The organism is Mesorhizobium sp. CA16 (assembly GCF_020165175.1).
In the GTDB taxonomy this organism is placed as follows: domain Bacteria; phylum Pseudomonadota; class Alphaproteobacteria; order Rhizobiales; family Rhizobiaceae; genus Mesorhizobium.
Window position 1 is genome coordinate 21,031 of record NZ_JAIUHP010000004.1, and the last position, 25,366, is coordinate 46,396.

The 25,366-nt window shown below is 63.1% G+C and carries 22 protein-coding genes; 10 read left to right on the top strand and 12 right to left on the bottom strand.

Features of this window, described 5'->3' with window-relative positions:
• Positions 1-140: 140 nt before the first annotated feature.
• The 3 genes from folD to LB525_RS07820 all read left to right on the top strand — a co-directional run bounded on the left by folD (position 141) and on the right by LB525_RS07820 (position 3,899).
• On the top strand, positions 141-1,040 hold the full coding sequence (gene folD / locus LB525_RS07810) for a bifunctional methylenetetrahydrofolate dehydrogenase/methenyltetrahydrofolate cyclohydrolase FolD (RefSeq protein ID WP_224544198.1): 900 nt from the start codon (positions 141-143) through the stop codon (positions 1,038-1,040).
• A gap of 108 nt (positions 1,041-1,148) precedes the next feature.
• The gene (locus LB525_RS07815; protein WP_095765643.1) at positions 1,149-2,156 is read left to right on the top strand and encodes a GlxA family transcriptional regulator; all 1,008 of its coding nucleotides are present in this window, start codon (positions 1,149-1,151) and stop codon (positions 2,154-2,156) included.
• 87 nt (positions 2,157-2,243) lie between these two features.
• Positions 2,244-3,899 carry a vWA domain-containing protein gene (locus LB525_RS07820; protein WP_224544199.1) on the top strand — a complete coding sequence of 552 codons (1,656 nt, stop codon included), beginning with the start codon at positions 2,244-2,246 and terminating at the stop codon, positions 3,897-3,899.
• Positions 3,900-3,971: 72 nt separating this feature from the next.
• Here the strand turns inward: LB525_RS07820 and edd are convergent, their stop codons facing one another.
• The 3 genes from edd to zwf all read right to left on the bottom strand — a co-directional run bounded on the left by edd (position 3,972) and on the right by zwf (position 8,024).
• A complete protein-coding gene (edd, locus tag LB525_RS07825) occupies positions 3,972-5,795 on the bottom strand; it encodes a phosphogluconate dehydratase (protein WP_224544200.1) in 1,824 nt (607 codons plus the stop codon).
• Between the two features lie 61 nt (positions 5,796-5,856).
• Positions 5,857-6,573 carry a 6-phosphogluconolactonase gene (pgl, locus tag LB525_RS07830; protein WP_224544201.1) on the bottom strand — a complete coding sequence of 239 codons (717 nt, stop codon included), beginning with the start codon at positions 6,571-6,573 and terminating at the stop codon, positions 5,857-5,859.
• Positions 6,555-8,024, bottom strand: coding sequence for a glucose-6-phosphate dehydrogenase (gene zwf / locus LB525_RS07835; protein WP_140847468.1), 1,470 nt, complete (start codon positions 8,022-8,024; stop codon positions 6,555-6,557). Before zwf ends, pgl begins: the two co-directional genes overlap by 19 nt.
• 305 nt (positions 8,025-8,329) lie before the next feature.
• Here zwf and LB525_RS07840 point away from each other — a divergent pair, with 305 nt between their 5' ends.
• Together LB525_RS07840 and LB525_RS07845 are read left to right on the top strand one after the other, a co-directional pair.
• Entirely contained in the window at positions 8,330-9,076 is a 747-nt protein-coding gene (locus LB525_RS07840) for an SDR family oxidoreductase (protein ID WP_140847471.1), read from the top strand.
• 135 nt (positions 9,077-9,211) lie between these two features.
• A complete protein-coding gene (locus tag LB525_RS07845) occupies positions 9,212-10,522 on the top strand; it encodes a Mur ligase family protein (RefSeq protein ID WP_224544202.1) in 1,311 nt (436 codons plus the stop codon).
• Here the strand turns inward: LB525_RS07845 and LB525_RS07850 are convergent.
• The 6 genes from LB525_RS07850 to LB525_RS07875 form a co-directional block, all read right to left on the bottom strand.
• A complete protein-coding gene (locus tag LB525_RS07850; protein ID WP_224544203.1) occupies positions 10,506-11,396 on the bottom strand; it encodes an SH3 domain-containing protein in 891 nt (296 codons plus the stop codon). The genes LB525_RS07845 and LB525_RS07850 overlap by 17 nt on opposite strands.
• 258 nt (positions 11,397-11,654) lie before the next feature.
• The gene (locus LB525_RS07855) at positions 11,655-12,941 is read right to left on the bottom strand and encodes an NAD(P)/FAD-dependent oxidoreductase (protein ID WP_224544204.1); all 1,287 of its coding nucleotides are present in this window, start codon (positions 12,939-12,941) and stop codon (positions 11,655-11,657) included.
• Between the two features lie 36 nt (positions 12,942-12,977).
• Positions 12,978-13,346, bottom strand: coding sequence for a four helix bundle protein (locus tag LB525_RS07860; RefSeq protein WP_224544205.1), 369 nt, complete (start codon positions 13,344-13,346; stop codon positions 12,978-12,980).
• A gap of 45 nt (positions 13,347-13,391) precedes the next feature.
• On the bottom strand, positions 13,392-14,834 hold the full coding sequence (locus LB525_RS07865) for a glutamine synthetase family protein (protein ID WP_411971006.1): 1,443 nt from the start codon (positions 14,832-14,834) through the stop codon (positions 13,392-13,394).
• A 78-nt stretch (positions 14,835-14,912) separates the two neighbouring features.
• Positions 14,913-15,887, bottom strand: a complete 975-nt coding sequence (locus LB525_RS07870; RefSeq protein WP_224544206.1) for an ATP-grasp fold amidoligase family protein — start codon at positions 15,885-15,887, stop codon at positions 14,913-14,915.
• An 11-nt stretch (positions 15,888-15,898) separates the two neighbouring features.
• Positions 15,899-16,711 (bottom strand): class I SAM-dependent methyltransferase, encoded by an 813-nt coding sequence (locus LB525_RS07875; RefSeq protein WP_224544207.1) that lies wholly within the window; start codon positions 16,709-16,711, stop codon positions 15,899-15,901.
• Between the two features lie 87 nt (positions 16,712-16,798).
• Here LB525_RS07875 and LB525_RS07880 point away from each other — a divergent pair, with 87 nt between their 5' ends.
• The gene (locus tag LB525_RS07880) at positions 16,799-17,506 is read left to right on the top strand and encodes an HAD family hydrolase (protein WP_176477188.1); all 708 of its coding nucleotides are present in this window, start codon (positions 16,799-16,801) and stop codon (positions 17,504-17,506) included.
• A gap of 11 nt (positions 17,507-17,517) precedes the next feature.
• Here LB525_RS07880 and LB525_RS07885 read toward each other — a convergent pair whose 3' ends face one another.
• The 3 genes from LB525_RS07885 to aceA all read right to left on the bottom strand — a co-directional run bounded on the left by LB525_RS07885 (position 17,518) and on the right by aceA (position 19,779).
• Complete coding sequence (locus LB525_RS07885) at positions 17,518-17,967, bottom strand: response regulator (RefSeq protein ID WP_140839547.1); 450 nt, start codon at positions 17,965-17,967, stop codon at positions 17,518-17,520.
• Between the two features lie 225 nt (positions 17,968-18,192).
• Positions 18,193-18,435, bottom strand: coding sequence for a hypothetical protein (locus LB525_RS07890; RefSeq protein WP_027168360.1), 243 nt, complete (start codon positions 18,433-18,435; stop codon positions 18,193-18,195).
• A gap of 54 nt (positions 18,436-18,489) precedes the next feature.
• Positions 18,490-19,779 carry an isocitrate lyase gene (gene aceA, locus LB525_RS07895; protein WP_224544208.1) on the bottom strand — a complete coding sequence of 430 codons (1,290 nt, stop codon included), beginning with the start codon at positions 19,777-19,779 and terminating at the stop codon, positions 18,490-18,492.
• Between the two features lie 252 nt (positions 19,780-20,031).
• On the opposite strand from aceA, the gene LB525_RS07900 reads away from it, so the two are divergent.
• The 4 genes from LB525_RS07900 to LB525_RS07915 all read left to right on the top strand — a co-directional run bounded on the left by LB525_RS07900 (position 20,032) and on the right by LB525_RS07915 (position 25,363).
• Positions 20,032-21,474: a short-chain fatty acyl-CoA regulator family protein gene (locus LB525_RS07900; protein WP_224544209.1), complete on the top strand. Its 1,443-nt coding sequence runs from the start codon at positions 20,032-20,034 to the stop codon at positions 21,472-21,474.
• Between the two features lie 167 nt (positions 21,475-21,641).
• Positions 21,642-22,604 (top strand): DMT family transporter, encoded by a 963-nt coding sequence (locus tag LB525_RS07905; protein ID WP_224544210.1) that lies wholly within the window; start codon positions 21,642-21,644, stop codon positions 22,602-22,604.
• Positions 22,605-23,045: 441 nt separating this feature from the next.
• The gene (locus tag LB525_RS07910; RefSeq protein WP_224544211.1) at positions 23,046-24,143 is read left to right on the top strand and encodes a polyamine ABC transporter substrate-binding protein; all 1,098 of its coding nucleotides are present in this window, start codon (positions 23,046-23,048) and stop codon (positions 24,141-24,143) included.
• A gap of 80 nt (positions 24,144-24,223) precedes the next feature.
• Positions 24,224-25,363 carry an ABC transporter ATP-binding protein gene (locus LB525_RS07915; protein ID WP_095769945.1) on the top strand — a complete coding sequence of 380 codons (1,140 nt, stop codon included), beginning with the start codon at positions 24,224-24,226 and terminating at the stop codon, positions 25,361-25,363.
• Positions 25,364-25,366: the final 3 nt, after the last annotated feature.

The window sequence follows — 25,366 nt, forward strand, 5'->3', positions numbered from 1 at the left end:
GGGATTGCCTTGTCGAATTTTCGTGAAAATGCCGCGCTGCATTCCGGCCGCAAGCGTCTCGCTTTGGCGGATCGACAATGCCGATCGAGGAAATGGGGCCGTGCATCGATGCGGCCTCGAAGCGAAGCTGAGGGTTAGTGATGGCCGAAGTGATTGATGGAAAGCGTGTCGCCGAGGACGTGGTTTCGAAGGTCAAGGCTCTGACCGCGGAGCTGTCGGCCAAAGGAGCCACCAAGCCCGGCCTTGCGGTGGTGATCGTCGGCGAGGATCCGGCAAGCCAGGTCTATGTCGCCTCGAAATCGCGCACCGCCAAGGAATGCGGCTTCCATTCGCTTCAGCATACGCTGCCGGTCGACACCACCGAGGAACAGTTGCTGACGATCATCGGCGACCTCAACGCCGATCAGTCGATCCACGGTATCCTCGTGCAACTGCCGCTTCCCGGTCATATCGACGCCGGCAAGGTGATCCAGACGATCGCGCCGGAAAAGGATGTCGACGGCTTCCACTTCATCAATGTCGGCAAGCTCGGCACCGGCGAGCTCGACACGGCCTTCGTGCCCTGCACGCCGGCAGGCTCCATGCTGTTGATCGAGCGGGTGCGCGGCAAGGACCTTTCCGGCCTCAACGCCGTCGTCGTCGGCCGCTCTAACATCGTCGGCAAGCCGATGGCCAACCTGCTGCTCGCCGCCAACTGCACGGTCACGATTGCCCACAGCCGCACCAGGGACCTGCCGGCGCTGGCTCGCACCGCTGATATCCTGGTCGCCGCGGTCGGCCGTCCGGAGATGGTCAAGGGCGATTGGGTCAAGCCCGGCGCGACCGTCATCGACGTCGGCATCAACCGCATCCCCGCGCCCGAAAAGGGCGAAGGCAAGAGCCGCCTGGTCGGCGACGTCGCCTATCCCGAAGCGGCCAAGCTCGCGGGCGCCATCACGCCGGTGCCGGGCGGCGTCGGACCGATGACCATTGCCATGCTGATGGCGAACACTGTAGCTTCCGCCTACCTCGCGGCCGGGTTAAAGCGGCCGTCCTTCTGATTGAGAAAGCCTCGGCATTGCCGAACCTGACCGCTCCCCAGCATTTTGCAGCCAAGTGGAACCACTTGGCGCCGCACAAATGCGGCTGAAATAAAGGGACAGAGCGGGATGCCCCACTCGAACCAGTCGCATCCCGTTCTCGAGCGGCCGATCACGAGCGATCCCGTTCAGGGCGGCCGCCAGTTCGGCTTCCTCTTGGTCGACAAATTCTCGATGTTCTCGCTGGCGGCCGCCATCGACTGCTTCCGCTCGGCGAACCGACTGCTCGGCCGCGATTTCTATGGCTGGACGACGATCTCGGCCGACGGCGATGCGGTCATGGCCTCGAACGGCCTGCCGTTGAAGATCGACTATTCGGTCGCCGACATGCCGCCGGTCGACATCCTGTTCGTTTCGGTCGGCCTCTCCATCGAATTTCCCGGCAAGAGCAAGGTTCTGGCGGCGCTGCGCAGCTGGGGCCGGCGCGGCAATGCGCTCGGCGCCCTGTCGGTCGGCTCCTATCTGCTTGCCGAAGCCGGGCAGCTCGACGGCTATCGCTGCACCATCCATTGGGAGAACCGCGCCGGCTTCATGGAGCGCTTCCCCGACATCAATTGCACCGGCAACGTCTTCGAAATCGACCGCAAGCGCTACACCTGCGCCGGCGGCACCACCTCGATCGACCTGATGCTGGAGATCGTGCGCGGCGATTTCGGCTCCAACCTCGCCAACGGCGTCGCCAACCAGTTCCAGCACGAGCGCATACGCTCGGCCGGCGACCGCCAGCGCGTCGGCCCCGAGCGGGACCTCACCGGCAAGTCGGAAAAGCTCAGGCGCATCGTCGAGTTGATGGCCGATCATCTCGACGAACCGCTGTCGGCGGTGCAGCTCGCCAAGTCGGCGGGGCTGTCGGTGCGCCAGGTCGAGCGCCTGTTCCTGCGCCATTTGAGCGTCACCCCCGGCCGCTACTATATGCGGCTGCGGCTCGAACGCGCGCGCGAGTTGCTGCGCCAGACCAACATGCCGATCCTCGACGTGGCGATCGCCACCGGCTTCACCTCGCATTCCTATTTCGCCCAGAGCTACCGGCTGCAGTTCGGCCGCCCGCCATCGGAAGAGCGGCGCACCACTTATTGAGTGACTCGCCGGCCTTCGGACTTGTCTCCGAATGCCGCCTCAAATAGCTTTCGCAACGCGGACGAGGGTTGCTCTCAGGAGATTTCCATGGCGGGACTGATACGGAGCGTCGCTGCGGCGCTCCTGCTTTTGTCGATGACCAGTTTCGGCTTTGCCGCCAACAAGGTCATCATCATCCTTGATGCATCAGGCTCGATGTGGGCCCAGATCGACGGTAAGCCGAAGCTGGAGATCGCGCGTGAATCGCTGCGCACGGTGCTGCAGTCGGTTCCGGCCGACGACGAGATCGGCTTCATGGCCTATGGCCATCGCACCAAGGGTAGTTGCGACGACATCGAGCTGATCGTGCCGCCGCAGGCCGGTTCAGCCAGCGCCATCTCGTCAGCAGCCGACAGCATGAAATTCCTCGGCAAGACGCCGCTCACGGCCGCCGTCAAGCAGGCGGCGGAAGCGCTGAAATACACCGAGGACAAGGCCACCGTCGTGCTGATCACTGACGGGCTCGAGACCTGCGGCGGCGATCCTTGCGCACTCGGCAAGGAGCTGAAGCAAAGCGGCGTCGACTTCACCGCCGATGTCGTCGGCTTCGGCCTGACCGCCGACGAAGGCAAGCAGATAGCCTGCCTCGCCGAAAACACCGGCGGCAAATACATCCAGGCCTCCGACGAGAAGGCGCTGCAGGAAGCCCTGGTCGAGACCGTCGCGGCTCCGACTCCGGCGCCGGCGCCCGAACCGGCGCCGGCTCCCGCGCCCGAATCGGCCAAGCCGGAGTTCAATTTCATGCCGAGCGTGATCATGGCCGAGGGCGGCGATCCGATTACCGACGGCAATGCCTGGGAGATCTACAAGGCGAAGTCCGATGGCACGCGCGGCGACCAAGTCATGACCGAATATGGCGTGCTCAAGACCAATCTCGAGCCGGGCGACTACATCGTCGTCGGCCGCGACGACGAGGCAAGGAGCGAGCAGAAGATCAAGATAGAGGCTGGCAAGACCTACAGCCCGCTGTTCACGCTGAACGCCGGCACTTTGGTCATCCATCCGCATGCTAGCCAGGGCTCGGAGATCAGCGGCGAAGCGCGTGTCGACTTCGCCTATCCTGGCGGCAGCACCACGCACTATGGCGACGCCAAGGCGACCGTCCCCGCCGGCGAGCAGAAGGTGACGGTGCAGATCGGCGCCGGCACTGCGACCGAGACCGTCCAGCTTGCCGCCGGGCAGACCGTCGAGAAGGACATCGTCGTCGGCGTCGGTCATGCCGTGCTCAACGCCTACTACACCGCCGGCGGCGACAAGGCCGACAATTCCGGCATCGGCTTCGAGGTCGTCAAGGCGAAGAAGAAGATCGACGGCTCACGTGAAAGCGTGGAGCATTCCTACGGTCCGGACAGCAAGTTCTGGCTGCCGCCGGACGACTATGTCGCGGTCACGACGCTCGATCTTGCCGTCGTCGAGCAGCCCTTCAGCATCAAGGCCGGCGACAATCAGGACATCAAGGTCGCGCTCGATGCCGGCGTGCTGGCGATGTCGGCACCCGGCGCCTATTCGATCGAGGTGTTGTCGTCGAAGAAGGACATCGAAGGCAAACGCAAATCGCTGGGCCTGACCTACGGTGATAGCTGGCAACAGGCGATCCCCGCCGGAGACTATGTGGTCGTGCGCCACATGTCCGCTGAAGGCCAGGAGAAGGAAATGCCGGTGACGATCAAGGCCGGCGAGCGCACCGAGGTCATTGTGCAGTAGGCGTGGTTAGCGAACGAACGAAAAAGGGCGGCTCCGAGCCGCCCTTTTTCGTAAGGCACATTGGGGAAGACGTCAGGCGTTGCCAAACGCGGCCGCGCCATGATCGGCCCGCCCGACCAGTTGCCGGAAGCCTGCGAACAGCTCGCGGCCGAAGCCGAACTCGTTGCCGATGAGGTCGGCGTCGGCCGTGCGGCGCAGCGCGAATTCCGACCCCGGCACCAGCACTTCCAGCGTGCCGGCATCGGCGTCTAGCCGGATGACATCGCCGTCATGGATCCTGGCGATCGGTCCGTCCTCGACCGCTTCCGGCGTCACATGGATCGCTGCCGGCACCTTGCCGGAGGCGCCCGACATGCGCCCGTCGGTCACCAGCGCGACACGCTGGCCGCGATCCTGCAGGATGCCGAGCACGGTGGTCAGCTTGTGCAGTTCCGGCATGCCGTTGGCCTTCGGCCCCTGGAAGCGGATCACAGCGACGAAGTCGCCGGTAAGCTGGCCGGCCTTGAAGGCGTCGTTGAGGCCCTGCTGGCTGTCGAACACCTTGGCCGGCGCCTCGATGACGCGACGTTCGGGCTTGACCGCAGAGGTCTTGATCACGGCATGGCCGAGATTGCCGGCCAGCACTTTCAAGCCACCCGTCGGCTGGAACGCTTTCTTGACCGGCGCCAGCACCTTCTCGTCGCCGCTGTTGAGCGGCGCCGCTTCGCGCACGACGCTGCCGTCATCGCCAAGCCTCGCCTCGACCGCGTAGGGCCGCAGGCCTTCGCCCCACACCGTCTGCACATCCTCGTGCAACAGGCCTTCGTCGAGCAATTCGCGGATCAGGAAGCCGAGCCCGCCTGCCGCGTGGAAGTGGTTCACGTCGGCAAGCCCGTTCGGGTAGACGCGCGCGAGCAGCGGCACGGCCTCCGACAGGTCGGAAATGTCCTGCCAGGTCAGCGCAATGCCGGCGGCGGCGGCCATCGCGATGAGGTGGATCGTATGATTGGTCGAGCCGCCGGTGGCATGCAGGCCGACCACGCCGTTGACGATCGAGCGTTCGTCAATCATGCGCCCGACCGGAGTATAGGCATTGCCGAGCGCGGTGATCGCCAGCGCGCGCTTTGCCGCTTCCCTGGTCAGCGCGTCGCGCAGCGGCGTGCCCGGATTGACGAAGGAGGCGCCGGGCGTGTGCAGGCCCATGATCTCCATCAGCATCTGGTTCGAATTGGCGGTGCCGTAGAAGGTGCAGGTGCCCGGCCCGTGATAGGATTTGGACTCCGCTTCCAGCAGTTCGGCGCGGCCGACCTTGCCTTCGGCATAAAGCTGGCGGATCCTGGCCTTCTCGTCATTCGCGAGACCGGTCGTCATCGGCCCGGCCGGGATGAAGACGGCAGGCAGATGCCCGAAGGTGAGCGCTGCGATCACCAGCCCGGGCACGATCTTGTCGCAGACGCCGAGGAAGACGGCCGCGTCGAACATGTTGTGCGACAGGCCGATCGCCGCCGCCATGGCGATCACGTCGCGCGAGAACAGCGACAGCTCCATGCCGGGTTGGCCTTGGGTGACGCCGTCGCACATCGCCGGCACGCCGCCCGCGACCTGGGCGATGCCGCCCGCTTCCCGCGCTGCTTCCTTGATCAGCGCCGGGAACGTCTCGAAGGGCTGATGTGCCGACAGCATGTCGTTGTAGGAGGTGATGATGCCGAGGTTCGGCACGCGGTCGCCACCGAGCGCGATCTTTTCGGCGGGGCTGCACACGGCAAAGCCATGGGCGAGATTGCCGCAGCCCAGCACCGCGCGGTTGGCGGTGCGGCTGGAAGCCTCCGCGATACGGCCGAGATAGGCTTCGCGGCCGGCCTTCGAACGTTGGCGGATGCGTTCCGTGATGGTTTCGATGTCGCGTCTGGCTGTCATGGTCCGTCCTTTCGAGCCCGGCAACGTCCTCCCTCTGCCGCCGGGCTGTCCTCATCTGAAATCAGGGTGCCCAGAACACCTCTATCGGTCTAGGCGCCGCCTCGATCACTCTGCGGATGGGCTTCTTCGCGCCAGGATCCATCGCGCCGTTGAACGCGGCGCGCTTGTCCTCGCCTTCGATGTGGAGCGCAACGAAGCCGGCGGCAACGATGCGCGCCATCGACAGCGTGAGCCGCGGCTCGCCCCCGCTTGCCGCATGCACCGGCAGCACGATCCGCTGCGAGGCCGGGTCGAGCAATTCCTCGAGATTGCCGGCATCCGGGAAGAAGGATGCCGTATGGCCGTCGGCGCCCATGCCGAGGATCACCACGTCGAGCGGCCAGGGCAGCGCCCGTAGCGCTTCGCTGTCCATCGACGCTGCATTCTCGATGTTCGCCGCCTCGTGGTAGAGCGGTACGAAGCGCGCCGCGGCGGCCTTGTTCTGGAGCAGGTTCGCCGCCACCAGCCCGGCATTCGAACGCGGCGAGGACGGCGGCACGAAGCGCTCGTCGACCAGCGTCACGGTGACCTTGTCCCAGGTGATGGGCGCGGTCGACAGCGTGGCGAACAATTTCGCCGGCGTGGTGCCGCCAGACACTGCGAGCAGCGCTGTGCCGCGTTCCGCGATGGCGCTGTCCAGCCGGTCGGCAATCTGTCCGGCCAGCGCCGTCGCCAGGTCCTGGCGATCGGCAAAGCCGTTCCAGCCGTAGCGGACTTGGCTCAATTGCTCTCGTGCCATGTTCGTCCGTCACGTTCGATGAGCGCGATCGAGGCCGACGGCCCCCAGGTTCCGGCGGTATAGCCCTGAGCTTCCTGCCGGGCGCTTTCCCAGGCGTTCTGGATCGGGTCGATCCATTTCCAGGCAGCCTCGACTTCGTCGCGGCGCATGAACAGCGTCTGGTTGCCGCGCACCACATCCATGATCAGTCGCTCATAAGCGTCCGGCGCACGACCTTGGAAGGACTGCGCGAAGCTCATGTCGAGCGAGATCTGGCGCAGCCGCATGCCGCCCGGCCCCGGATCCTTGATCATTATGAACTGCTTCACCCCCTCGTCCGGCTGCAGGCGGATGACCAGCTGGTTGGGGAAGATCGGCCCGGCGCTGTCGCCGAAGATGGAATAGGGGATCGGCTTGAACTCGATGACGATTTCCGAGACGCGGGTGGCGAGCCGTTTGCCGGTCCTCAGATAGAAGGGAACGCCGGCCCAGCGCCAGTTGCCGATCTCGGCCTTCACGGCGACGAAGGTCTCGGTGTTGCTGTCCTTGCCGAGCTCCTCGACATAGCCCTTGACAGGCCCGCCGGCCGAGGCGCCGGCGCGATACTGGCCGCGCACGGTGTGCTTCGGCGCCTCGTTGCCGTTGATGCGCTTCAGTGCCCGCAGCACCTTCAGTTTCTCGTCGCGCACCGCGTCGGCGTCCATCGACGACGGCGTTTCCATGGCCACCAGGCAGAGCAGCTGCAGAATGTGGTTCTGCACCATGTCGCGCAACGCGCCTGCCTTGTCGTAGTAGGTGACGCGATCCTCGAGACCAACGGTCTCGGCGACCGTGATCTGAACATGGTCGATCTGGGCGGAGTTCCACAACGGCTCGTAGAGCGCGTTGGCAAAGCGCAGCGCCATCAGGTTCTGCACCGTTTCCTTGCCGAGATAGTGGTCGATGCGGAAGATCTGGCTTTCGTGGAAATCGTCACCGACAGCGTCATTGAGCGCCCGCGCCGAGGTGAGGTCGCGGCCGATCGGCTTTTCCAGCACGATGCGCGAGTTCGGCGTGATCAGCTTGTACTCCTTGAGCTGGTGCGAAATGTCGCCGAACAGCGCCGGCGCCACCGCAAGGTAGAAGGCGCGGATGCGGTCGCTGTCGCCGATTGCTTTCTTCAACTTGTCGAAGCCGGCGCCAGTGGTTGCGTCCGCCGACACGTAGGAGAGCCTTGCCAGGAATATCTCCAACTCCTTCGGATCGATATCGGCAGGCTTCACATGATCTGATATCGCCTTCTTGGCGAAGCCCTGGAATTCGGCATCGGTCATTTTGGCGCGCGAGGTGCCGATGATGCGCGTCGGCTCGGAGAACTGGTGGCCGCACTGGCGATAGTAGAGCGATGGCAGGAGCTTGCGTTCCGACAGGTCGCCGGTGCCGCCGAAGATGATGAAGTCGAATGGGTCGACAGGGATGATCTGGCTGGTCATGGTCAGTCCGATTTGATGCCGGGCGCCGGCAGCGTGGTTGGTATATTCTAATCGATTTAAATTTTCCAGTGCCATGGTGTCACATGCGAGGACCAATGGCTTGCACTTGCATCGGTCCACATGTTTCCCGACACTCACGCCGCCGGCAGGCCTGTCGGCAAGCCATGGCTTCCGGAAGCGTTCGCGGCTGCAGCATAGAACGCGAATGTGACGAAAGCTAAGGGAGATGTAGCCTGGCGCGCGACGTGCCGGGCGGCAGATGGAAAAATCACGTCAAGCTGCGGAATCCAAAGAGCAGGAAAACCATGCGTCTGGAAAACAAAGTCGCCGTCATCACCGGCGCAGCGTCGGGCTTCGGCGAAGGCATGGCCAAGCGCTTTGCCGAAGAGGGCGCGCGCGTGATCGTCGCCGACCTCAACGCCAGGGGGGCCGAGCGGGTGGCCGAAGAGATCGGCGAGAGCGCCATCTGGATCCAGACCGACGTTTCCCTGCGCTCCGAATTCGACGAGATGATCTATGCCGCCAAGAGCGCCTTCGGTCGCATCGACATCATGGTCAACAATGCGGGCTTCACCCATCGCAATGGCGATATGCTCGGCGTCGATGAGGAAACCTTCGATCTGATCACCGCCGTCAACATGAAGGCGATCTACCACGCGGCGCTTGCCGTCGTGCCGATCATGGACCGCCAGGGCGGCGGCGTCATCCTGACCACGGCCTCCACGGCCGGGCTTCGGCCGCGGCCGGGCCTGACCTGGTACAACGCCTCCAAGGGCTGGGCGATCACCGCCACCAAGTCGATGGCCGTCGAGCTGGCGCCGAAGAACATCCGCGTCAACTGCCTCTGCCCGGTCGCCGGCGAGACCGGCATGCTGGAGAAGTTCATGGGCGCCGACACGCCTGAGATCCGCGAAAAGTTCCGCGCCTCGATCCCGCTCGGACGGCTCTCGACACCGCTCGACATCGCCAACGCGGCGCTGTGGCTGGCCTCGGATGAAGCCGCCTTCATCACCGGCGTGGCGCTGGAGGTCGATGGCGGGCGTTGTATCTGAGCCGCTCCTGGAAGCACATCGCGGTTTCCGCTCCTGGTTGCGGTGAACGAACGGATTGGCGCCGTCCGGCCGAGCTCCAGTTTGACTTGATGGTCCGCCGAAGGAATAACGGATCGGGGTAAGGGAAACTGGCGGGTGGTTAAGCTCAGGCTGCGCGAAATTGGCAACGACCTCGGCTGGCGATTGCGTCGCTATCGGGCAGAGCGTGCACGTGCGCGAAGCAAGGCGACCTTCATCGGCATAACCGGCAGCTCCGGCAAATCGACGGCAACGAGCTTGCTTGGTCATATCCTGGCCAGTCACGGCAAGGTCTATACCCAAGTTCTAGCCAACACGCTCAAGGCGCTTGTCCGCACGCTCTACAAGCGGATGAAACGTGCGGGCAAGGTCGACTATGTCGTCTTCGAAGCCGGCGCGTTTGAGCCCGGCTCAATCCGGTCGATGGCGCAGATGCTGAAGCCGGACGTAGCGGTCGTAACGATGGTCAGGCTGGAGCACGTCACTCAATTCCGGACCCTGGATGCTGTCGCCCAGGAAAAGAGAGCGCTGGCTGAGGTGTTGTCGCCGGGCGGACTCGCGATCTTGAACGCCGACGACCCGCATGTGCTTGATATGGCTTCGGGCGCAAGGTGCCGCGTGGCGACTTTCGGTCAGTCGGAAGCCGCGGACTATCGTGTAACAGACATCCATGCCGCCTATCCGGACCTGCTCAGATTTTCACTTCGCTGGCGCGGCGGCGACATAGACATGCAGACACGATTTCCTGGCGAGCACTTCTGGCTGCCGGCGGCGGCCGCCGCCGTCACGGCGCTGGAACTTGGTGTCCCGCCGGAAAAAATCGCCGCAAGGACAGCATCCTTCGAACCTCTAGCCAACCGCTGCACGGTGCTGGTGACCGATCGGGGTCCACAGTTCATAGTCGATGCCGCCAAAGCGCCCTGGCATTCGCTGAACATTGCGTTCGAGATGATGGCCAAAGCCAAGGCCGTTCGCAAACGGATCGTCGTCGGACAGATTTCCGACTACACCGGTTCGTCGAGAAAATATGGCGCTGCTTACGGTATCGCGCGCGACGTCGCCGACGAGGTCATCTATACCGGCGACAATGCCCATCGCTCACGCGCCAGCCAGGCGGATCGGGACAGTGGCCGTTTGATCGAGCTTCGCACCCCGAAGGAAGTCTCCGATCACATCAAGCAGACGGCTGTCCCCGGAGAACTGATCCTGCTGAAGAGCTCCGGCAATCTTCATCTGGAGAGGGTCGCGCTTGCCTGGACGCACGATGTCAGATGCTGGATACCAGCGTGCGGCAAGAAGGAAGGGTGTTCCACTTGCGGCCTCTACGAAGTGCCGTTCGAGGAACACAAGTCCTTCGTGGCAAATCGCCGACTTGAACGCAGAAGACGCCGTTTCGGATGGCTGCTTGGCCTCACGCGCCGGTCTTGACGTAGCTTTTGTAGACCCAGCCGTGCTTGCCGTTATAGACGATCTCGCACCATTTCTTACAATTCATCACCTGCACCGATGCCTTGGCCGGCACCGTGGTGATTGCGGCGGCACCTTTCTTCGGGCCTGAGCGCATGGTCACGGCCCTTAAGACGCGCCCGTTTGCGGCCGCGCTGGCTTTTTGAGCTTTCGGCTCAGGCTGCGCCGAGCTGTCTGTCGCTGCCGGCTGCGTATCTGGAACCTGCGGCTTGGCTTCGGGAATGGCGGCGGTTTGGGCGCCATCCATCGTGTCGCCCGGCTTCTTCGCTGCCGCTGCTGTCTCGCTGGCGGAACCGGTGACCTGCGACAGCGCGTGCGCGGCGTCGTTCTCGGCATCGGCCTCGGCAAAGGCGGTATCGGTCGATTGCGCGGGGGCCGCGCCGGCGGCCTGCTTGGATGGAGCTGGCTGGTTCTCGGCCGGGGCAGGTGGCGTCTTGGCATCGGAAGCCGTCCAGCGGGGGTTGTTTGATGCCAGGGCCGGAATGTTGGCTTCGCGGGCCGCCGTCGTGGGCGTTACCGCGTCCCCCTTGCGCGCGGCCTGCGGCGCCGTCGCCACGGTGACCGCCGCTGCCGCCGGAGCGACTTTCGTGGTCTTCACCGGAATCGCCGGAACGGTCTGCTCGGCACTCGCCGCGGCCACTTGCCGGTCGCTGCCCGGAAAGCATAGCCATAGCGCCACCGCGGCCACGCCGATCAGCGCGGCGGTGCCGACCGCCGCAATGACCAGATGTGCGTTCGACTGTACCTTCTGCCAGAAGGATGGCCGTACGTTATAGCCGAACTGCATTGTAAAGCGCTGCCGTTCCGGCGCGCCGAAACTGAAGGGCTCGTTCACTCAAACCACCTCCAACAAGCGGGCCGACGTTCTTTCGATCATTGCCGTAACGATCGGCTTCGATCAGCATCGGTCCCTAAATCACTGCGGACAAAGCCCGCGAAATCCCCGGATTTTCGCCCATGATCGCACCTTTTACTGCTGATTATGGCATGAGTGAGCCAAATTGCGAAATTCTGCGTGCCTATTAAGGCTTCCACAACCTGCCGCGTGGAAGCCGCCGGCGTCGAATCGGCGGCTTCGGCTGGGCAGCCAGCTTTAAATCCTGTCACGCAACGCGAACCAATTCAGCGCCAGGAACAAGAGCGGCGCGCGCAAACGCCGGCCGCCTGGGAAGGCGGGGATTTTCAGATCCTCGATCAGTTTCAAGCGGTCGCGATTGCCGGCAACGGTCTCGGCATAGAGCTTGCCGAAGAAGTTCGACAGCATGACGCCGTGGCCGGAATAACCGCCCATCGAAATCACTCTCGGCATCACTTCGCGTACGAACGGCTTTCGCGGCACCGTGATGCCGACATAGCCGCCCCAACCATGCGTGATCTCGACATCCTTAAGGTCGGGGTAGAGTTCGGCGATCTGCCTTCGGATGTGAATATGGATGTCCTTCGGATCGTTGACGGCATAGATCTCGCGGCCGCCGAACAACAGCCGGCCGTCCTTCGACTTGCGGAAATAGCGCACCACGAAACGGGAATCATCGACCGACTCGCCGCCCGGCAGCACCTTGGAAGTGGCGCCGAGCGGCACGGTCGCGCCGATGAAGGAACCGATCGGCATGATGTGCGCCGCGCTCACCGGCTCCAGATTGCCGCCATAGGCATTGACCCCGACCAGGCATTTGTCGGCTGTGATCGTGCCCCTGGGCGTCGTGACCGTCACCTTGCCGCCATTGGAAACGATGCCGGTGGACGGCGTCTGCTCGAACAGATGCGCGCCGGCGGCGGCCGCCACCTTCGCCGTGCCGACCACCAGTTTCAGCGGGTGGATGTGCCCCGTGCCGGTGTCGCGCGTGCCGCCGAAATAGCGTGTCGAGCCCAGCCTTTCCGCGGTTTCCGCCGCGTCCATGAAGCTTATATGCGGGTAGCCGAAGCGGCTCGCCATGATCTCGGCGTGGCGCCTGTAGTCGTCGACATAACGCCGCTTGTGCGCCACCGAAAGCTGACCCGGCATATAGTCGATGTCGATCGCGTTGGCGGCGGCGAAGTCCAGCAGATGCGCCTTGGCTTCTTCGGCCAGGTCGAACAGCGCCTTGGCGCGGGAAAGGCCGTATTCGGCTTCCAATTCCTCCGCCCAGGCGCGCTGGCCGGTGCCGAGCTGCCCGCCATTGCGCCCCGACGCGCCATCGCCGAAGCGATAGGAATCGATCAGCACGACATCCGCGCCGGCCTTCGCCAAATGCGCGGCTGCCGACAAGCCAGTGAAGCCGCCGCCGATGATGACGACGTCGCAAATACGGTCGCCGTCGAGAGCCGGATATTCAGGCCGGGATCCGACCGTGTCCTCATACCAGGAACGACCGGGGGAGATGGGGGATTGGTAGGACATGATGCTCGGGAGTAGGGGAGTAGGGAGTAGGGATAGCTAGTCGGCTGCCAATTTTCGAATCAAAAGTCGAAGAAGCTTGCCGACACTTTCGGTGCTGGCCAGCAGTGTGGCCGTCGTTTGTTGTGACGCGATACCGGTACGTTCCGCGATCAGAAGCTGAGTTTCCAATTCCTTCAGCGATCCTTGAGCAATGCGGAGAAATTGCTGATAGGAACCTCGAATCTCTCTGCCGTAACCCTCCGCTATATTTGAGGGCACTGAAGTTGCGGAACGACGCACTTGGCTGGTAAGTCCATAGAGCTCGTCCTTCGGCCAGGATCTCGTCGCGCTGTAGACCGACACAGCCAAATCCATCGCCTGCTGCCAAACCACTAAATCCTTGTAGGAGCCTGTTTTTTCAGCCACCGTCCCTACTCCCCTACTCCCCTACTGCCTTACTCCCCTACTCCCCTAAACATTCAGCAACAAATACTCCCGCTCCCACGGGCTGATCACTTCCATGAAGGTTTCGAACTCGGCCCGCTTGATCGCTGCGTAAGTGGCGGCGAAGGATGTGCCGAGGATAATGCCGAGCTCCTTGTCGGCCTCGAACAAATCGACCGCTTCCAGCAAGCTGCGCGGCAGGTCGATCTCGTCGGCATTGGCCGTGGTCAGAACCGGCGGTTCAGCTTTGATCTTTCTGGTCATGCCGATCAGCCCGCAGGCAAGCGACGCGGCAAGCGCCAGATAAGGGTTGGCGTCGGAAGACGGGATCCGGTTTTCGACGCGCCGTGCTGCCGGATCGGAGCGCGGCACGCGGAAGGCGGTGGTTCGGTTATCGTAGCCCCATTTGTTGTTGACCGGAGCCGAGGCCTGCTGCGTCAGCCGGCGGTAGGAATTGACGTAGGGCGCGAACATCACCAGCGCGTTCGGCACGTGCTTCTGCATGCCGCCGATGAAATGGAAGAAGGCGTCCGTCTCGGAGCCGTCCTCGGCCGAGAAGATGTTCTTGCCGGTCTTCTTGTCGATGACCGACTGGTGGATATGCATGGCCGAGCCCGGCTGCCCCTGGATCGGCTTGGCCATGAAGGTGGCGTAGATCTCATGCTTCAGCGCCGCCTCGCGAATGGTGCGCTTGAACATGAAAACCTGGTCGGCGAGCTCGATCGGATTGCCGTGTCGCAGATTGATCTCGAGCTGGCCGGCGCCTTCCTCATGGATCAGCGTGTCGATCTCCAGGCCCTGACGTTCCGAGAAATGGTAGATGTCGTCGATCAGTTCGTCGAACTCGTTGACGCCGGCGATCGAATAGCCGGCGCCGGCGCCGCCGCCGATCGGCCGGCCCGAGCGCCCGACCGGCGGCGTCAGCGGATAGTCCGGGTCGGGATTCTTGCGCACCAGATAGAATTCGATCTCGGGCGCCACCACCGGCTTCAGGCCGCGCTCGTCATAGGCGGCAAGCACGCGCTTCAGCACGTTGCGCGGCGTGAACTCGACCGAGCGGCCGTCCTGGTGGACGAGGTCGCAAATCACTGCCGCCGTCGGATCTTCTTCCCAGGGCACAGCCGTCAGCGTTGAAAGATCGGGCAAAAGCTTTAGGTCGCCGTCGTCCTCGGGATAGTGGAAGCCGTTGCCGTCCTCGGGATAGCCGCCCGAGATCGTCGTCATGAACACGGCTGAAGGCAGCGCCAGCGAGGTGTTGGAGGTGAATTTCTTCGACGGCATCATCTTGCCGCGGGCGACGCCCGCCTGGTCGGGCGTGATGCACTCGATGTCCTCGATGCCGCGCCATTCGAGCCAGGCGCTGGCTTCCTTCCAGTTCTTCACGCCGCGTTCGTTTTTCAGGAATGCAGGCGTGCGAGCGCGTCCCCCCCGGCTCGACGGACGGACTTCCTTTTTTTCAGGCGGCATCATTCACCAGATTGTGTTGCGGATTTCGAACTATAGCCGGGCGCAACGGGGAAAGGGAAGGGGAGGCGCCGGACGGCTTGCTCAGGGAGCCGCTCTTTGCGAACCGGGCTGCAGCCTCTGCCGGTCGTTTGCGTCGAGCCATCGCAACAGCGCCGCCGCATAGACTTTGCGCCAACCTCGCTGGGGCGTCGATAGGAACCAGGCCTGGCGTATGTCCCAGCTATCGCAGGCCAGATCGCGCAGCTTGGTGTTGATGATGCCTTTTCCTGACAGCGGGTAGACCGAGAACTCGGAAAAATAGATTTCGCCGTCGATCTCGTAGAAGTCGCAGCGCATGTGATCGAACGGTGCCGTCAGCCGCTCCGCTATCTCGCGCATCCGCAGAAACGATGGCGGCAGATCGATCTTCACCCATTGGCTGCCGCTGCCCGGCGGCACGGGTGCGTGATTGCCGTCGCGGTCGAAATGACTTTTCAACTCGTTGCCCCATCTGTCCCGCTGTGCGGCGTAGACGTAAGCCGTCTTCCCGTTCGAGATATGAAATTTATACTCCAGCGGGACCGGCACATCGTCCTCGAGAAGCATCTCCTCAACGAAGATGAGCCGTCTCGCGCCCTTGTAGGCCCATTCACCGAATTTCCTGCCGTAGCGATTGCGCATCCAGCGCGCCGTTCGCCGCCGCAGCTTCGGCCTGTCCACCTCGCCGTTGCGGATCATCATGTTCCAGCGGCAGCCATGGTTGGCCTTCACCACGACATTTCCGGCAAGCAGCGCCGGCGGGATCTGCGTGGCGTCGCGGCCGCTCCACAACACTTTCGCGGTTTTGAGTTCCGGGCATGTTGACAGGGCGTAGTCCTTGGACGCCAGCTTGTCGCATGCCGTCGCATAGACGGGATTATGGTCGAAGATCTTCCGCCACAAGAACTTGTCGACGTAAGACCTCGGCCTGGCCGGGTCGGGAAAGACGCCGCTGTGATCATAGGTTCTTTTCCAGATCAGCGGATGGCGAAGCAGGCACCATGCCAAGGTTGCGGCCAGGACCGCGCGATCGGCCATGCCCGCTGCCATTAGCCTGCGCTTCCGCGCCCGGCGGCGCCAGGCCAGAAGCGGACGAACACATCACGGGTCATGTTGCGCGATACGCGGGTGCGGCCGACCACTTCCAGCCGCGGGTCGAGCGTCTCTTCCGCGCGCTCCGACCACAAGCGGGCCAACGAATACGGTTCCCATAGAACGAGCTGGAGATCGGGTGGGGCCGTGTCTGCGACGCGCGACACGACAGCTGCTTTGGGCGAGACCATGCTGGCGATATAGACAAGCTGGGCGCCGCGATAGTCATAGTCGCGCCCGTTGCGGAATTCGGCGCGCATTCGGATGTAGCCGAGTTTGGCTGCCAGAATATTCGCTGTCTCGACCGCTTCCGGCACAATATCCAGCCCGACGATCTCGGGAACCGGTGTCTGATCGCAGATACGGAACATCGTGAACGGGCGGCCGCCGCAGCCGACCATCACGGCACGCGTGCATCGGCTGAAGTCGACATGCTCGAAGACCTCATCCAGGCGCTTGTAGGCGTCTTTCGAGGACATGACGCCGATGGTCGTTTCCTCCGCCGCTATCTGCCCGAACGAGGTTGGATGCTTCAGCTCCAGCATCTGCCTTATTTCGGCGACGTCTTGCGCATGAACCATTTCAATGAAGGCTCGCGTAAGCATGGGCCGGTGGGCAAACAGTTCCGGGTGGCTGTCTAGCAGCGCTTCGCCCGCCTCATGGCCCATGGCGACGCCGATATCTCGGATGCCGTTGATCAGTTCCGTTGGCGTGCGCTCACGAGCGCTCGCCATGAAGCCTTCCAGCTCGTCTTTCCACGAATTCAGCATGCACCCCCGCTTTGCCGATCTTCGGCTAGAGCTAGCAGTGCCCGGCGAACGCGTCTACACCGCGTTCCGAAGGAGGATGACGTGACAATATCCGCTCTTACCACGATAGGTTTCGATGCCGACGACACGTTGTGGCAGAACGAGCAGTTCTTCCGCATGACTGAGAAGCGCTTTGCCGCAATGCTGGCGGAGCACGGAGACCACGACCAAATCGCGGCAAGACTGCTCGAGGCGGAAAGGCGCAATCTCGCCCTCTACGGCTTCGGCATCAAGGGCTTTACCTTGTCGATGATCGAGACAGCGGTCGAGGTTACCGGCGGGGAGGTGCCTGGTTCGATCATCGGCGAGATACTGGCTGCCGGCCGCGAGATGCTCAGCCACCCGATCGAGCCGCTGCCGCACGCGCGCGAGACGATCGAGAAGCTGGCGGGTTCCTACCATCTGGTGCTGATCACCAAGGGCGACCTCTTCGATCAGGAGCGCAAGCTTGCGCAGTCGGGAATGGGTGACCTTTTCGACGCAGTTGAGATCGTCAGCGACAAGAGCACCGCCACCTATGCCCGCATCTTCAGCCGCTATGGCCGTGGTCCGCAGAACAGCATGATGGTTGGCAATTCCCTCAAGTCCGACGTGATTCCCGCCATCGAGGCCGGCAGTTGGGGCATCCATGTGCCGCACGAATTGACCTGGGCGATCGAACAGGCCGAGGCGCCTGTCGCGGCGCCGCGCTTCCGTCAGATTGCAGATCTTGGCGAGTTGCCGAGCCTTGTCGAGGCTATCGCAAAGGCCGAGTGAACGCTCGAGCCTTAGCCGCGCCCGACCAGGCGATCCACCACCGGTTGCAGTCTCTCGGGCGTGATCGGCTTGGCGACCACCGCATCGACCACGCTCGACAGGCCAAGGCTCTCCGGCGTGCCATTCCTGGTTGAAAGCAGTATCACCGCCGGCAGCGGCTTGCCGGAGGCGCGCCGCAGCGCGTCGATTGCCGACATCAGCCGGTCGCAATCCTTGTTGTCTGGGCCGCCGTCCAGGATGACGGCGCAGGGCAACTGGCCGGTGAGCGTCTTCTCGGCGGTTTCGGGCGTTTCCGAGATCGGTTTCAATCCCGATTTCTCGACGATTTTCGATACCACGACTCGGTTGATCGACGATTTTCCGACAACGAGCACCTTGGAAAAATTCGCCTCGATCGCGCCGGTCCAGGCTGCCGGTTTCGGATGTTTTTCGGAGTGGTCGTCACGGTTGGCGGGACACATCGGCGGGCAGGCACTCTGGTTCAATGCAGGGTTGAAACCTGAGGCACAATTGGGTGAGATCGCGGCCGGTGTCAAGCTGAAACGATCGAGGTCGAAAATATAGCAAGAAATTCCAGAATTCAGCGCAAGTCGTACCTCCTGGCGACGAAGGCAAATCGAAAAAATGCGATAGTCTCCCGGACGTGTAGCGCGCGGAAGACTATCGCCGAGACTGTTGACGTTACGTCAAGTATGACTCTGCTGGGTAACGATCACCGGGATCAAAAGGTCTCCCCAGTTGCCGTCGCCGCCATGGTGCCTGGCCGAACGCACCAGCTCCACCGAGACGCCGGCCTCGACTGCCTTCATGACCGACTGGTTTAGCCTGTGCAGATCGTTGGCGAGCATGCGGATCGTCGCCTGCTGGTCGACGCTCATCGCGCTCGATTGCTCTTCTGCCCTTTCCTTGACGCGGCTTATCGATGCCATCGCTCTTCTCCTCGATGTAGATGCCCTGCGGGCGTTTCCTCTGGTTGTTATCCGTTACTCGGCCGCCGGCCTGAATTGGGCGTGCTCGGTCGATTCATGCATGGCGGTGGTCGACGACTGGCCGCCGGTGATCGCCATCGACACGGCGTCGAAATAGCCGGTACCGACCTCGCGCTGGTGCTTGGTCGCCGTATAGCCGTGGGCCTCGGCCTCGAACTCGGCCTCCTGGAGTTCCGAATAGGCGGCCATCTGGCGATCCTTGTAGCCGCGCGCCAGCTCGAACATGCCGAAGTTCAACTGGTGGAAGCCGGCGAGCGTTATGAACTGGAACTTGTAGCCCATCGCGCCGAGCTCCTTCTGGAACTTCGCGATCGTCGCGTCGTCGAGGTTCTTCTTCCAGTTGAAGGACGGCGAGCAATTATAGGCGAGCAGCTTGCCCGGATGGTGCCTATGCACGCCCTCGGCGAATTTCCTGGCTTGCGCCAGATCTGGCTTCGAGGTCTCGCACCAGATCAGGTCGGCATGCGGCGCATAGGCCACGGCGCGCGCGATGCAAGGCTCGATGCCGTTCCTGACATTGTAGAAGCCCTCGACCGTGCGGCCCGAGTCGTAGTCGACGAAGGGCCGGTCGCGCTCGTCGATATCGGAGGTCAACAGCTTTGCCGCCTCGGCGTCCGTGCGCGCCACGACCAGCGTCGGCGTACCCATGACGTCGGCCGCAAGGCGCGCCGCGTTGAGGTTGCGGATATGCGCCGCGGTCGGGATCAGAACCTTGCCGCCGAGATGGCCGCACTTCTTTTCCGACGCCAGCTGGTCCTCATAGTGGACGCCCGCGGCGCCCGCCTCGATGAACGCCTTCATGATCTCGAAGGCGTTGAGCGGGCCGCCGAAGCCGGCTTCCGCGTCGGCCACGATCGGCGCGAACCAGGTCTCGACCGACAGCCCCTTGCCCTCGGACGTCTCGATCTGGTCGGCGCGCTGCAAAGTGCGATTGATGCGCTTGACCAGTTCCGGCGCCGCATTGGCCGGGTAAAGCGACTGGTCTGGGTACATCGCCGAGGCGGTGTTGGCATCGGCCGCCACCTGCCAGCCCGAGAGATAGATCGCCTTCAGGCCGGCCCGAACCTGCTGCATGGCCTGGTTGCCCGACATCGCGCCCAGCGCATTGACGAAATCCTCCTCGTGGATGAGCTTCCACAGCCGGTTCGCACCCATCTCGGCCAGCGTCTGGCGAATCTGCACGGAGCCGCGCAACCGCTTCACATCCTCCGGCGAGTAGGGGCGCTCGATGCCGTCGAAACGGCCTTCCGGCGCGGAAGGGACGAGGTTGTAAAAATCGGTCATTGGTCACTCCGGATCGTTTGGAAACTGCGTCAGCGCTGCATCGCAAAGGCATGTTCTGCGACGCCCTGCGTATGACATTCTTTACATTGCAGCGCGAAAGGCACCTAGAAAAACTGGCAACTCCCGCGGAAAATAAAGGAAAAGCTGTGTTGCCATTGACAGTTCACCTCTGTAAATTTGTCACGATTGTAAAAGCGGCGAAGCGCGCACCGCACTCGACGTTCATGTAAATTCTTGTCAAGGATGGCAGGGATGGCCGACCAGAAGATCTTCGCCGGGCCGCGGCTGCGCCGGCTGCGCAACGCCAGGAGCCTGACCCAGACGGCGATGGCCGAAGGGCTGGGCATCTCGCCTTCCTATCTCAACCTGATCGAGCGCAACCAGCGACCGCTGACGGTGCAGCTCATCCTCAAGCTTGCCTCCGTCTACAAGGTCGATCCGCATGAATTGCAGGGCGAGACAAAAGGCTCGATCGCGGCCTTGCGCGAAGCCTTCAGCGATCCGCTTCTTGCCGGCGAGCTGCCCGGCGATCAGGAACTGATCGACTTCGCCGAAACAGCGCCGAACGCTTCGGCGGCGATGGTGAAACTCTTTCGCGCCTATCGCGAGCAGGCCGAGCGCCTGTCCGATCTCAACCAGCTTCTGGCGAAGGAGGGCAGGGCAACCGCGCTGTCCGGCACCCGCATGCCTTCCGACGAAGTCCATGACGTGTTTGAGCGCCGGCCGAACCACTTCGCTTCGCTGGAAGAGGAGGCGGAGGCTTTCACATCGGTCCTTGACCCCGGTGATGATCTGTTCGGCGCGCTCAAAGCCTGGCTGAGGCGCGAGCACGGCATCGTCGTCAAGGTGCTGCCGGTCGCCACCATGCCCAACTGGCGCCGCCGCTACGATCGCCATTCGCAGCGTCTCTTCCTGTCCGAGCGGCTGTCGCCTTTCGACCAATTGCGCGAAGTCGCGATGGAGGCGAGCCTCATACGCATGTCGGTAGCCATCGCGGCTGAGATCCAGGCGCTGAAGCTCGGTACCGACGAGGCCCGCCGGCTCGCTCGCTTCGAGCTCGGCCGCTATGCCGCGCATGCGCTGATGATGCCCTATCAGGCTTTCCATGCCGCCGCCGTTCGCGGCCGTTACGACATCGACGTCCTGCGTTCCCGTTTCGGCGTTTCCTTCGAGCAGGCGGCCAATCGACTGACCATGCTGCAGCGGCCGGGCGCGGCGGGCGTGCCGTTCTTCATGCTGGAAGTCGACAATGCCGGCAACCGCTTCCGCAAGGCCGGCAGCCAGGGCTATCCGCAGAGCCGCTTCGGCGGCGGCTGCCCCAAGCTTCCCGCCCATGCGGCGTTCTCGCAGCCCGGCCAGATCCTCGTCGAAGCGGTCGAGATGCCGGACGGCGCCGAATTCCTCTGCATCGCCCGCACGCTGGAAGGTCCGCAGGGCGCCTTCTCCGAACGGCCGCGCCGCACCGCGCTCCTGCTCGGCTGCGATATCGGCTTTCGCGACGATATCGTCTATGGCGCGGCGCTGCCGGCCGCAGCCGCCGGCAAGCCCGGTCAAGGCTTCGCCACGCCGGTAGGCCCCGCCTGCAGGCTTTGCGAGCGCGTCGGCTGCCTGGCGCGCGCCGAGCCGCCGGTGACACGCCCGCTCGGCCTCGACGAGATGGTGACGGGCCTCAGCGCCTTCGATTTTCAAGGATGACATCTGCGGATGTGTCCTAAGTCTCGCCGGCTGCTGGATCACGCCGGGCCGGCGTCTTTGCGCTACGCGAGTGAGGCATAATTCTTTCTGGGGCACAGTTCTGTCGTCTAAGACACAAGTCTCGGTGTCCTTGCTGCATCGAACGCAACTCGCTGACAGTCATGTCCATGACCGATACCGCCTCACCCGGCGCCCCGTCCTCCACTGCCTTGCCGGCCGTCTCGCCGCGCGAGGAGCGGATCGGTATGCTCCTGGTCTTCCTTTCGGCGCTTATGTGGAGCTTCGGTGGCGCCATCGCCCGTTTCATCCATGTCGGCGACAGCTGGACCGTGGTGTTTTGGCGTTCGCTATGGGCCGTGGCCTTTTTGATCGCCTTCATGCTGTGGCGCGACGGCTGGCGCGGCACCCTGAAGCTCTTTCGGCACATGGGACTGCCCGGCCTTGGCGTCGCCTTCTGCTTCGCCACCGCCTCGACCAGCTTCGTGGTGGCGCTTGCCTACACCACGGTCGCCAACATCCTCCTGATGCAGGCCGGCGTGCCGCTGCTTGCGGCGCTCCTTGCCTGGCTGCTGTTTCGCGAACGGGTCGCCCCGGCCACCTGGATCGCGATCGCCGCCGTCATCGCCGGCGTCGCCATCATGGTTTCCGAATCCCTGGGCGGCGCCGTCTCGCCGATCGGCGACGGCCTGGCGCTGCTGATCGCGGTGATGTTTTCGCTCGCGACCGTGATCACCCGGCGCTTTGCCCATGTGCGCATGGTGCCGGCCACCTGTCTCGGTGCGCTGCTCGCCGGTGCGTTCGCCGCTTCCCAGGCCTCGGCATTCGCGGTGTCGGGGCGCGACATGGGCTTCCTCTTTGCCTTTGGTGTCATCAACCTTGGCGTCGGCCTCGCCTTTTTCGCCATGGGCGCGCGGCTGGTGCCGGCGGCGCTCGCGGCGCTGCTCGGCACCTTCGAGCCGATCCTTGGGCCGATCTGGGTCTGGCTTGTCCATTCCGAAGTGCCGTCGGTGCGCACCATCATCGGCGGTGCGGTCGTCGTCACGGCGCTGCTCGTCCACATCGGTCTGGAGTTCAAGCGACAGGCGCGGCCTGCACGTCCCGGCGTAACCGGCCTGCCGTCGCCCAATTGACGTTAATGCATGTCGCCCAAAAGTGCGCAGCGGTTTTGGGAGAGCGACATGCATCAAAACAAAGACTTAAAGCGCTTCGCCTAAATCCCTTTCAGCGTGACGCGCTTTAGTCAGCCTCCCCCATTGACAACCCAGTTGCCGGGCGGGCAGGCTGCGATCACGGCAACAACAACACAGGCGTATCTTGCCAAGTGACTCCGCCGGCCTGCTCGGGACCGGACTGCATCGTCATAGCTCTCAATACGCCACGGTGAATGCCGTTGACGCCGCCCGGGTGCCTCGCCTGGGAGGGTGGGACGCCTCGAACCTCGATGCCTTGATCGACCTTGGCGTGGGCAGTTCACGCTTGTCGCTCTCCGGAAAGCTCAATAGTCTGAAACCAACGCCGCGCCGCCATATCGCGACGAGCCGGCGAGGGAACACTCACCAAAGGAGAACACCATGATCCGCAAAGCGCTTTGGCTTTCGGCGACGTCGGCATTTCTGACACTTTTCACAATAAGCGGCCACGCCGAAGACCGCGTCGTCAACGTCTACAACTGGTCGGACTATATCGACAGCTCGATCATCGACGACTTCACCAAGAAGACCGGCATCAAGGTCGTCTACGACACCTTCGATTCCAACGAGATCCTGGAGACGAAACTGCTTGCCGGCGGCAGCGGTTATGACGTCGTCGTGCCGAGCGCCCATTTCCTGGCGCGTCAGATCCAGGCAGGCGTGTTCCAGAAGCTCGACAAGTCGAAGCTGCCCAACATCTCCAACATGTGGGATGTCGTTTCCGAGCGTACCGCCAAATACGATCCGGGCAACGAATATTCGGTCAACTACATGTGGGGCACAGTCGGCCTCGGCTACAACGTCAAGAAGGTTGAGGCCGCGCTCGGCACCGACAAGATCGACAGCTGGGACGTCTTTTTCAATCCGGACAAGCTGGCCAAGCTGAAGGATTGCGGCGTCTACGTGCTGGACTCTCCCACCGACATCATTCCGGCGGCGCTGAAATATCTCAGCCTCGACCCCAACAGCACCTCGCCCGATGACATTGCCAAGGCCGAGGAGGCCTTGCTGAAGGTCCGGCCCTATGTCCGCAAGTTCCATTCGTCCGAATACATCAACGCCTTGGCCAATGGCGACATCTGCCTGGCGATCGGCTGGTCGGGCGACGTCTTCCAGGCGCGCAACCGCGCCGAGGAAGCCAAGCAGGGCGTCGAAATTGCCTATTCTGTGCCCAAGGAAGGCGCCCAGATGTGGTTCGACCAGATGGCGATCCCCGCGGACGCCCAGCATGTCGCCGAGGCGCTCGAGTTCATCAACTACATGATGACGCCCGAAGTCATCGCCAAATCGTCGAATTACGTGCTCTACGCCAACGGCAACAAGGCTTCGCAGCAGTTCATCGACAAGGCGATCCTGGAGGATCCTGCGGTCTATCCGGACGAAGAGACGATGAAGAAGCTGTACACGGTTGCGCCATACGATCCCAAGACACAGCGCATCATCACGCGCACCTGGACCAAGATCGTCACCGGCCAGTAAGCATAGAGACACGACCCCGGCAGCCAACTGCCGGGGTCGTATTCTTTTGGGGAATTTAAGAAAGTAACGGAGTGGGGACCATGAAATCGCTTGGCAGCATCCGCAGGGATTTCTCGCCTTGGAACGACCCGAACGCCAAGCCTTATATCCAGTTTGACAAGGTGACCAAGAAGTTCGGCGATTTCACCGCCGTCAACAACCTGTCGCTGACCATCTTCGAGCGCGAATTCTTCGCCCTGCTCGGCGCTTCGGGCTGCGGCAAGTCGACCCTGCTCAGGATGCTCGCCGGCTTCGAGGAGCCGTCGGCGGGCCGCATCCTCCTCGACGGACAGGATTTGCGCGGCATCCCGCCCTACAAGCGGCCGGTCAACATGATGTTCCAGTCCTACGCGCTGTTCCCGCATATGACGGTGGAAAAGAACATCGCCTTCGGCCTCAAGCAGGAGGGCATGCCTGGACCCGATATCGAAAAGCGCGTGGCCGAGATGCTGAAGCTCGTCAAGCTCGAGCAGTTCGCCAAGCGCAAGCCGCACCAGCTCTCAGGCGGCCAGCGCCAGCGCGTGGCGCTTGCCCGCTCGGTCGCCAAGCGCCCGAAGGTTCTGCTCCTCGACGAGCCGCTCGGCGCTTTGGACAAGAAGCTGCGCGAGGAAACGCAGTTCGAGCTGATGGACCTGCAGCAGGAGCTCGGCCTCACCTTCGTCGTCGTCACCCACGATCAGGAGGAGGCCATGACCATGGCCGACCGCATCGCCATCATGGACAAGGGCGAGGTGATGCAGGTCGCGACGCCTGCCGAGATCTACGAGGCGCCGGCCTCGCGCTTCGTTGCGCATTTCGTGGGCAATGTGAACATGTTCGAAGGCAAGGTTGCCGAACATATGACAAGCACCACGCGCATCACCGGCGCGACAGGAGCGCAGATCGTCGTCGACAATGGCAGCAACGCCGCTGCCGGCTCCGATATCGTCTTCGCGATCCGGCCGGAGAAGATCAAGGTCTCCTCGAAAAAGCCGGCCGATGCCGTCAACGCGCTCGAAGGCGAGGTCTATGACGTCGCCTATCTCGGCGACATGACCGTCTATCATATCAAGCTTGACGACGGCCAGATGGTGCGGGCAAGCGCGTTGAACGCTTCACGCATCACCGAGGATCCGCTCACCTGGAACGATCGCGCCTGGGTTTCCTTCCGGCCCGATGCCGGCGTCGTGTTGACCAGGTAGGAG